This is a genomic window from Gordonia alkanivorans NBRC 16433 (assembly GCF_000225505.1).
GTDB classification, from domain to species: Bacteria; Actinomycetota; Actinomycetes; order Mycobacteriales; family Mycobacteriaceae; genus Gordonia; species Gordonia alkanivorans.
The window spans coordinates 1-8,730 of record NZ_BACI01000082.1; the positions used below are offsets into that span (position 1 = coordinate 1).

Consider the following 8,730-nt stretch of genomic DNA (forward strand, 5'->3'; position numbering starts at 1 on the left):
CTCCTTCTGCGGCACAGCCGCCTTATTCTGCTGGGCCATAGTCCTGGATCTGCCAGCCCCCAGCCGTTTTCGACACGACCACCTTCAACAACGTCGGCAGTTCACTCGGTTGCGGGTTCTGCACGTTCTGCGTCTTCTGGCTCGCGAAGACCATCACCGTGTACTCGCCGTCGGTTTCACCAGTGACGCTGGTGGCCAGCACGCGTCCCGACGCCTGCACCTGGGCCTGCTGCATGATCTGCGTCAGCGTCGGTCGAACCTCGTCGTAACGCTTGACGAGCGCCTCACCTGCGTTCTCCTTGACCGCCGCAAAAAAGGCGTCGGTGTTCTGATAGCTGTAGGTCAGGGACTTGGTCGTGTAATCCGAGGCGGCCTCCGCCGCCGCAGCCCGTTGCGCGGCGTCGTTTTCCAATACCGACTTCGCGTCGTCGGCCTCGAGGTAGAGGTAGGCGAACACGCCGACCAGCACAGCGAGCACAGCGATCACGGCCGAAACGACCACGGCAGCACGTGATCGCGGCCATACTGACCAGCGACGCCCACTCGGCGAGGGGGGGTCGACGTCGCTGTCGTCAACCCCCGTCGCGGCTACGGAAGCGGTTTTGGCGTTCTCGTCCACCAGCAGATCGCCATCCGTCGTCGCTGCTGCCGCGCCGCCCTCGACCTCAGTGGCCTCAGTAGGCGGTCTGGTCTGCTCGTCATTTGTCATCTGGGGCCTTCTGTGTACTTGCTGGTGACAGTCGCTTGCGGACAAGCCGTCATCTTGGTGATTGCGACACGGTGATGGGGACCTCGGCGCGACCTGGTCGCGACGTCGGGAAGGTTCGGGCGAGGAGGTCGCCGATCGATCCGAAGTCGACGTATGTGTCCGCGACCTTCTCTGTCGCCGGTTTCACCGCCCGGGTGATCGTCACCAGATCAGGCTGCAGGATCTGGATATAGCCACTGAGCTTGTCCACAAGCTTCAACACGGGAGGCCACTTGTCGTACGAGGTGGTTGTGAACTCGATGAACGCCCGCTGAATTCGCGCCAATCCGTTCACGGCGTCAGGGGTACGCACAGCTGCCGTACTGAGGACGTCCCCGACATTGGACATGAGGCCGAGCAGGAACTCGGCGTTGTCCGCGGTCACCCGGACGGACCCATCTTTGCCGACGAAATCGACTAGACGGTGCATCATGTCGCCGATCATGTCGAGGTCTCCCTGCCGTCCTGCGACGGCCTCGGCGACGGTCTTGTTGATGGACTCGATCGAAGCCGGGTCGAGCCCATCTGCCACCGCAGCCATCTTCGGCAACACCTGGGGCACCGATTGCGACACGTGCACCGCCTCAGCGGGCACCACGTCTCCGTTGTCAAAGTACCCGCCGGTGGCCGTGCCCCCGGGCACGAAGTTGATGTACTGTTCCCCCGCGATCGACAGATTCAGGATAGACATCACGCTGTCCTGGGGGATCTTGTGATCGGAATCGATCGCCATCTCGACCTTAAGTGCCGAATCCACGACGTTGATGGAGGCCACCTTTCCGACGGGTATCCCCCGCACCATCACCGGCGACGTGTCCAGTAGACCGCCTGAGCTGTCGATGAAGGCGGTTAACGAGTACTCGGAGCGGGTGGGGTTGACGCGTGCCACGCCGACGACGAGGTAGCCGAGCCCTACGACGAACACGACGGCCAAAGCCACCATCGATATGAGCGTGCTGCTGCTGCGGTTCACGGCATCATTCCGATCGATTTCAACACGGTAATGAACGATTCGGCGTCACGCCGCGCCAGGTCCCGACCATCGATGGAGATGTCCGAGAGGTTGATGTCAGGCGACCCCACGAATGGAATGAGTTTGTCGCGGATGACGCGCGTTGCCTGCTCCGTGACGGACTTCGAGTAAATGTCGGAGTTGGCGATCGACGCGATCACCGGGGCGATCGCGGCCACCGACTCCTTGATGCGTGAGTACTCCGGATCCACGATCCTGCCCGCGGCCGTAGCAAATGTACGCAAGTTGGCGATGAGTAACGCGACGTCGATCAGGGAGTAGCCGAGGCCATAGAAGTTGGTTCCGCCCTTAGTCAGCATCCGGTCGATTCCCGACGGATCAGCCAAAATCACCTTCAGAGTCCGATCAGCCGACCTCAACACCACGTCGAGCTTGTCAGTGTTCGAGGAGACCTCCGAAACGGTCTCCAGCGTTGTCCGATACAGGGCGTCGAATTCCTGCGGATCCTTGGGGAACGAGGTGTTCAATGTCGAGATCGCGGTGTGGATCTTGTCGAGTTCACCGCCGCCGAGAACATTCGCCATCCCACGCATGACGTCCTCGACATTCGCTGCCGGCTCGGTCCGTGCCAGCGGGATCACCGAACCCGACCGCAGCAAGGCACCCGTCGACGGCTCGGCTGGGGGAAGGATGGAAACGTAGATCTCACCAAGGAGAGTGTCCTGACGCAGCTCGGCTCGCGATTCGGCCGGCAGCTGAGTCTTGTTATCGATGCGAGCTTTGACGACCGCATGCCCGTTCTCGTACGTGACATTCTCGACGGTTCCGACGCTGAGCCCCTCTGAGAGGACTTTTGCGAGGGCCGGCAGATTGAGTGCGCTGGTGAACTCCATCTGGATGTCGTAGCCGTTGCCGTCAGAGGTTCCTATGGTCGGCGGATTGTCAGCGTTGATCCCACACGACGTCACGAACACCATCGCTGCCATCAGTGCGATCACCATGGGTCCGAGGCGTGCCCGGTTGACTGAGATCATCAGGCCCCTCCCCCCATCATCCCGGCGATCGTCCTTGATGCATCGCCGGGCCCGCAGACGCCGTTTGCCACCGGCGCGGCGCAGCCACTGACGAGGCTTCGCAAAGGCAGCGACACTGCGAACGCCTGCACGATCGACTTGGCATCGGGGTGTTTCATGATGAGGTCTGCCGTGCGGGCTGCGACCGCTGCCACCATGTCCGGCTGCTCTCCCATGCCGGCGATGAGCGGAACGGCAGCATCACCGATCGCGAATATTGGGGGCCCGAAATCCGTTGCGAGCCGCGAGAGGATCGGTACGAACGTCCCCGCGTACTCGACTGCCGCGCCGAACGTCTGGCCGAAGGCGACGATGACATTGATGGCACCCACGAAGTTGTCGAAGAGGGCGGTCACCTCTTTGTCGTTCTCGGTTGCCACCCCCGTCAGTGTTGCGAGGTTCCCGACGATCCTGCGAACCTGTCCATCCCGCTTGGCCGGGTCGTTGATGAGCGTGGCAGAGTCCTTGATGATCCCGGCCACGTCACCCTGGGTCCCTTCCAGATTGCGGGAAACGAGCTTGAGGGACTGCAGGACGGCGTCGGTGTTTCTGCCGTTGTCCTTGACCAGGTCCTCGGACAAGTCGCTGATCGAGTCGAGCGTCTGACTGATTCCCAGCGGGGTTCTCGTCTTACTCAACGGAATGCACTGATTCGTCTCGTATCGGGCTCCACCGGAGTACGGCTTGGTGAACTCGATCTGACGTTCGGTCACGATGGATGTCGACACCAGAGTCGCGCCGACGTCGGCAGACAGCGGCACGCTCTTGTCGACCCGCATGTCGATCCTTACACCGGACTGACCTTTATTCTGGTGCACCCCGACGACGCTGCCCACCTTCTTGCCGAGCATGGCGACTGCGTTGCCTTCGAAGAGGCCCGATGCATCGGTGAACTCTGCGCACAGGGCGCGCGTGTCGTCGGACGCTGTCCGGCCTATCCCGATACCAGCGATGACCACCACCACCACGGCGATCAGGAGCAGCAGTCTTCGGACCCAGGTGGTCAGCATTTGTCGTCACCACTCGGAATGCACACACGAACCTCTGGTTCTGTGGTGGCCGGCGCACCGACCGGCGCCTGGAGGAGGACGCCGAGGCGCTGAGTGATCTGATCGATCTGTGTCAGGGCATTGGAGTAGCCCGGCATCTCTGTCGACACCTTGTCCAGGAGCGTCTTGAACTGTTGCACGGACGGTTCGATGCCATCGCGGTACGCCACGAGCGGCCTCGTCAGGAGTTTGAACAGACGCCTGAGATAGTCGAACCCGTCGCGGACGTTCTGGATATCAGGTCCCAGCGTCCTGGCCAGGAAGCTGAGTTGACGGAGAAAGTCGACTAGCACCTGTTTTTGGTCGGCGAAAGCTTTGACGTATTCATCCGATAGAGCGACCGTTTTGTCGAGCTGACCGTACTGTCGCTCTAGGAGGTCCATCAGACTGCTGGTGTTCCTCAGTGCGTCGGGAATGTCTGTGTTGCCGTCGGAGAACGCATTCTGCAGCAGCGCCGCAGTTTGACGGAGATCGACGCCGTTCACATCACGGAACACCGGCGTCGTCGTCTCGAGCGTGTTGGAGATGTCGTAGGTACTCGATGTCTGAACAAGGGGGATGGCCCCCGACAGCGCGGTCGGTCCTGACCCTGGGTCCAGATCGAGAACTCGCCCGCCGATCGGCGTGATCAGGCGAACCGCTGCGGTAGCATCCGAACGGACTGACACCGAGTCGTCGAGTCGAAATTTGACTGTGATAACCGTTCCCGTGAGGTCCACCGACGACACCCTCCCTTGTCTTATCCCCGCTATACGCACCTGATCACCCGACTCCAGCCCGCCGGTGTTGACCAGATGGGCCGAGTACACCTTTTGACCGGGCGGTGCGATATACACGGCCCCGGCGATGACCAGACCGACCACCACGGTCACCACCACCACACCGGCGACGATGAGGTCGCGTCTGCGTTCGGGCTGGTGATGCGATCGATTTCGATTGAACAACCTCACTTACACACCACCAATCGTTGCCCCATAAGCGCAATCTGCGCTGTATCCGGCAGGGGCAGGAGACCTTTCGAACATTGCGCCTCGCTCGGCGTGGAGGTCGTCGCAGCGGTGAGCGAGTCCATAAGGGGCTTGAGCAGCACCGCACCGTTGAGTAGACCCTCTAACTCCCCGGGTTCTCGCGCCAGACGCTGATAGATCGCCGCGAAACTCTGGTCGTACGTTGACTCGAGTTGCTCGCCGGTGAGGACCGTCTTCGACATGGACCGGTTGACCTCGCGTAGCGACTCTCGCAGCCGGTCACTCACGCGGCTGAAGGCGTCGACGATCGATCCCAGCTTGTCGACGAGTTCGACCATCTCCGCCGAGCGGCCTTCGAGCTGGTCGGAGACCTGGCCGAGACTCGTCACAATATTCGTGATGATCTCAGACCGCTGGTTCCCGTAGGCGGTGATGTTGGCGATCTGCTTCAGAACAGGCGATATGCCCCTTCCATCACCTTGAGCAACGCGCAATAAATTGGACTGCAGTTCATTGATCTCGTCGGCATTAAGCGTGTCGAACACCGGCTTGAATCCGTTGAACAAGGTGGACACATCAAATGAGGGAATGGTCTTGTCGAGCGCCACCTGTGTGAGTTCCCCCTGTGTCTTCCCCTGTGCCGCACCGATCAATTCGACATATCGCTGTCCGAGAAGATTCTGATAACGCACGGCGGCGGTGGTTTTCGATGTGATCGTGATGTCGTCGTTCAGTTGGAAATGAACGACCGCCGTGGGCCCGTTCAGGTCGATCGCCGTCACATAACCGACCTTGACTCCAGCCAGCCGCACACCGTCGCGAGGTTTGAGCCCGGAGGCATCGGAGAAGACCGCTGATCGTTCAGAACTCGGTCCATCCGAGCTGGGTTGGAGGATGGCGATGATCACGTAGGTGAGAACGCCGATGACTGCGGCGAACGCGACGATCTTGATGATGGTGGGAGTTAACGACTTGAGCTTCATCTACCTCGGTCCTCCTACTGCAAGCGCGCTCTGCAGCGCAGGTGACGTCTGCACTACCAGGGCGACCTGAAGTTGTACTCGCTCGCCGACCTGCGGCGTGGCCTTGTCGATGCTGTCCAGGATCTGCGGGATGGTGTAAACGGTCCGCGCGAGCCCCGAGGCCGATCTGGCGACTGGCCTCGCCAGATCGAGGCCGACGTCCAGTAGTGAACTCAACGCCGGGTAGTTTTTGTTCAACAGTCCTCCGAGTGCGCCGAACAGGACCTCGCCGGTGTCGTTGAGGTTGCCCTTGGTCTGTTTGATGGCCTCGTCGGTGGCGAAGAAGTCAGCGATGTCGACGTTTATGAGGATGCCCGGAATGAACGGCTTCATGAAGTCGGCAACACCCTCGGACACGTCTGCCGCGATCGCCAAATCCTGGCCCACTGGCCGCTGTTGAACGTCCCGAGTGAGCTGTGCGATCTGGAACATGAGTTTGCCGGCGTCGGCAAACGTTTGGGAATCGTCGACGACAAACTTCACCACAGAATTGAACGCCGGCTGATCGAGAGCATTGACCAGCTTGGAAAGTTTTCGAATCAGGGTCGAGACCGACGTTTGTTCGGACTGCTGCTTGCTCACATAGACACTGCCGCCATCACGGATGAGCGCTCCCTGCCCGGGGTCGACAATATCCAGTGCCGTCGGCCCCAGCGCGCTGGCGGACGTGTAATTCACCGCCAAGCCCTGACGCAACCGGATGTCGTCGTTCGCTCCGGTGAGCTCAATTTTCACAGACGTGCTTTGGTCGCGCACCGACACCGAGGACACCTTGCCCACCGTGAGGCCCCGATACTTCACCTCCGATCCGCCCTTCAACCCGTCACCAATCGCGTCGGTGGTGATCGTCACTGTCTTGTTATCTTCAAATTTTCCGGTTGCGTTTGACACCAGAAAATAGGCCGCAACCACCACTACGACGAGGACCCCAATCCCACGCAGTGTCAAATTTGTTATTGAGGGCGCGCGCCCTGACGGATCTTTATAAACAGCCACTTCAACCCCTAGCCCGAAATCCTGACGCCCGAATCGAAGCCCCACATCAGCAGGGTCAAGATCATGTCCTCCACAACAATGACGATGAGACTGCTGCGGATCGCTCGACCAGACGCGCGGCCGACGCCTTCTGCTCCACCGGTGGCGTAGAAACCCTGGTAGCTGTGGATGATGACGACCGAAACTACGAAAATCAGGACCTTGATGACTGAGAACGCCAGATCCTGCGGTTTGAGGAACGCATTGAAATAGAAGTCGTAGGTGCCACCTGACTGGCCGTGTAGCAGGATGACGACCAGCTTGGCCGCGGCGAAACTTAGTATCAGCGTCACGATGTAGAGCGGGATGATGGTGGTGATCGCTGCGACCACGCGTGTGCTGACGACGTATGGAATCGGCCGCACCGCCATCGATTCGAGTGCGTCGATCTCTTCGGCGATGCGCATCGAACCGATCTCCGCAGTGAGGCGACAGCCGGCCTGGGCCGCAAAGCCGATCGCAGCGATCATCGGTGCCAACTCCCGAGTGTTGGCGTATGACGAGATGAACCCGGTAAGAGACCCCATCCCCACCAGGTCCAGCGAGGCGTAACCCTGGATGCCGATAGATGCCCCGACAGCCATTCCGAGAATGACCAGCACGACTGCGGTACCCCCGCCGACCAGAACAGCGCCTCGTCCCCAGGCAAACTCCTGTATGTACAAGAGCGTCTGTCGTCGATAGGTGGTCGCGACGTGACGAATTCCTGCGACGGTGTCGATGATGAACGTGGTGATGTGCCCGAGTTGTGCGGGGACTTCGGCGAGGGGCGTCACAGAACGCACGATCGGACGAGTGACCGAAGTGAAACGGGTGGATGGTACTGCGGTCACGTGTTCTCCGTCATCCGATGGTCTGCGGGACGAACATGATTGTCAGCTGGGTGATGACCACGTTGATGACGAAGCACGCCACCACCCCCAGGACCACGGTGGCGTTGACAGATTGGGCCACACCCTTCGGGCCGCCTTTCGTGGACAGACCCCGGTGACATGCGATCGCCACGACCACGAGACCGAACACCAATGACTTGATCAGTGCCACCAGGATGTCCGCCGACGAGGCGAACGAGGCGAACGAGGCGACGTAACTTCCGGGCGTGATGCCCTGGACGTTGACGCTCAGGATGTAGCCGGCCACGAGACCGGTAAACACGATCAGCATGCACAACATTGGAGCGACGATGAGAACCGCAACGAACCGCGGTGCGACGACTCGACGGGTCGGATTGAGTCCAAGAGTTTCCATGGCATCGATTTCTTCACGGACGGTGCGTGCGCCGAGGTCAGAGGCGATGGCTGACCCTGCCGCACCACCGAGCAGAAGGGCTGTGACGATCGGTGCCCCCTGCTGAATGATCCCGAGTCCACCAGCGGCGCCGGCGATGGACGTGGCCCCGACCTGCTGGGTCAGACTTCCGACCTGCACCGAGACGATAACGCCGAACGGAATCGCCACCAGGATCGCCGGCAACGTCGTGACGGTGATGACGAACCAGGTCTGTACAACGACCTCCCGGAAAGGAAACCGTCCGGTGACAATGTCGTGCACGGCCCACCGTAATGCCTGGCCGGCGAGGGCAATCGTGTTTCCGAAGGTCGCAAGACTGTCTGTCGCACGACCAGCAAGTTCCGTAGCGATACTGATTCTCCTTCACCTTGCTGAACAGCCCTCCGCGATGGGTGTTCGCACAGTACCAGGTACTTGCAGTACCCCATTCGCGGTTTGGATACTTCTGCCCGAATTGACCAGCCGGCACGACGGAACACCGGCCCTGTTGACCCTCGATGACGCGTCCGGCCCGTCCCTATGTGCGGCAGTGGCTCTGCGGGGCTCGCAGGTCTGCTCCGAGTTCGTTATTT

At 60.6% G+C, this 8,730-nt stretch carries 9 protein-coding genes; all 9 read right to left on the minus strand.

Going from position 1 to position 8,730, the window contains the following annotated elements; genetic code table 11:
* Nucleotides 1-22: 22 nt before the first annotated feature.
* Genes GOALK_RS14735 through GOALK_RS14775 form a run of 9 tightly spaced genes read right to left on the minus strand, consistent with a single transcriptional unit; the run spans nucleotide 23 to nucleotide 8,419 of the window.
* A complete protein-coding gene (locus GOALK_RS14735) occupies nucleotides 23-709 on the minus strand; it encodes a hypothetical protein (protein WP_006359625.1) in 687 nt (228 codons plus the stop codon).
* Between the two features lie 49 nt (nucleotides 710-758).
* Nucleotides 759-1,691, minus strand: a complete 933-nt coding sequence (locus GOALK_RS14740; protein ID WP_006359626.1) for an MlaD family protein — start codon at nucleotides 1,689-1,691, stop codon at nucleotides 759-761.
* 26 nt (nucleotides 1,692-1,717) lie between these two features.
* Nucleotides 1,718-2,755 carry an MlaD family protein gene (locus GOALK_RS14745; protein WP_006359627.1) on the minus strand — a complete coding sequence of 346 codons (1,038 nt, stop codon included), beginning with the start codon at nucleotides 2,753-2,755 and terminating at the stop codon, nucleotides 1,718-1,720.
* The gene (locus GOALK_RS14750) at nucleotides 2,755-3,804 is read right to left on the minus strand and encodes an MlaD family protein (protein WP_006359628.1); all 1,050 of its coding nucleotides are present in this window, start codon (nucleotides 3,802-3,804) and stop codon (nucleotides 2,755-2,757) included. The genes GOALK_RS14745 and GOALK_RS14750 overlap by 1 nt, the downstream gene beginning before the upstream one ends.
* Nucleotides 3,798-4,793, minus strand: a complete 996-nt coding sequence (locus GOALK_RS14755; RefSeq protein ID WP_006359629.1) for an MlaD family protein — start codon at nucleotides 4,791-4,793, stop codon at nucleotides 3,798-3,800. The genes GOALK_RS14750 and GOALK_RS14755 overlap by 7 nt, the downstream gene beginning before the upstream one ends.
* A complete protein-coding gene (locus tag GOALK_RS14760; protein WP_006359630.1) occupies nucleotides 4,790-5,794 on the minus strand; it encodes an MlaD family protein in 1,005 nt (334 codons plus the stop codon). The genes GOALK_RS14755 and GOALK_RS14760 overlap by 4 nt, the downstream gene beginning before the upstream one ends.
* Nucleotides 5,795-6,829, minus strand: coding sequence for an MlaD family protein (locus GOALK_RS14765; protein ID WP_040004233.1), 1,035 nt, complete (start codon nucleotides 6,827-6,829; stop codon nucleotides 5,795-5,797). It lies immediately after the preceding gene.
* Nucleotides 6,830-6,837: 8 nt separating this feature from the next.
* Entirely contained in the window at nucleotides 6,838-7,701 is an 864-nt protein-coding gene (locus GOALK_RS14770) for an ABC transporter permease (RefSeq protein WP_006359632.1), read from the minus strand.
* Between the two features lie 10 nt (nucleotides 7,702-7,711).
* Nucleotides 7,712-8,419, minus strand: a complete 708-nt coding sequence (locus tag GOALK_RS14775; RefSeq protein WP_006359633.1) for an MlaE family ABC transporter permease — start codon at nucleotides 8,417-8,419, stop codon at nucleotides 7,712-7,714.
* Nucleotides 8,420-8,730 lie beyond the last annotated feature (311 nt).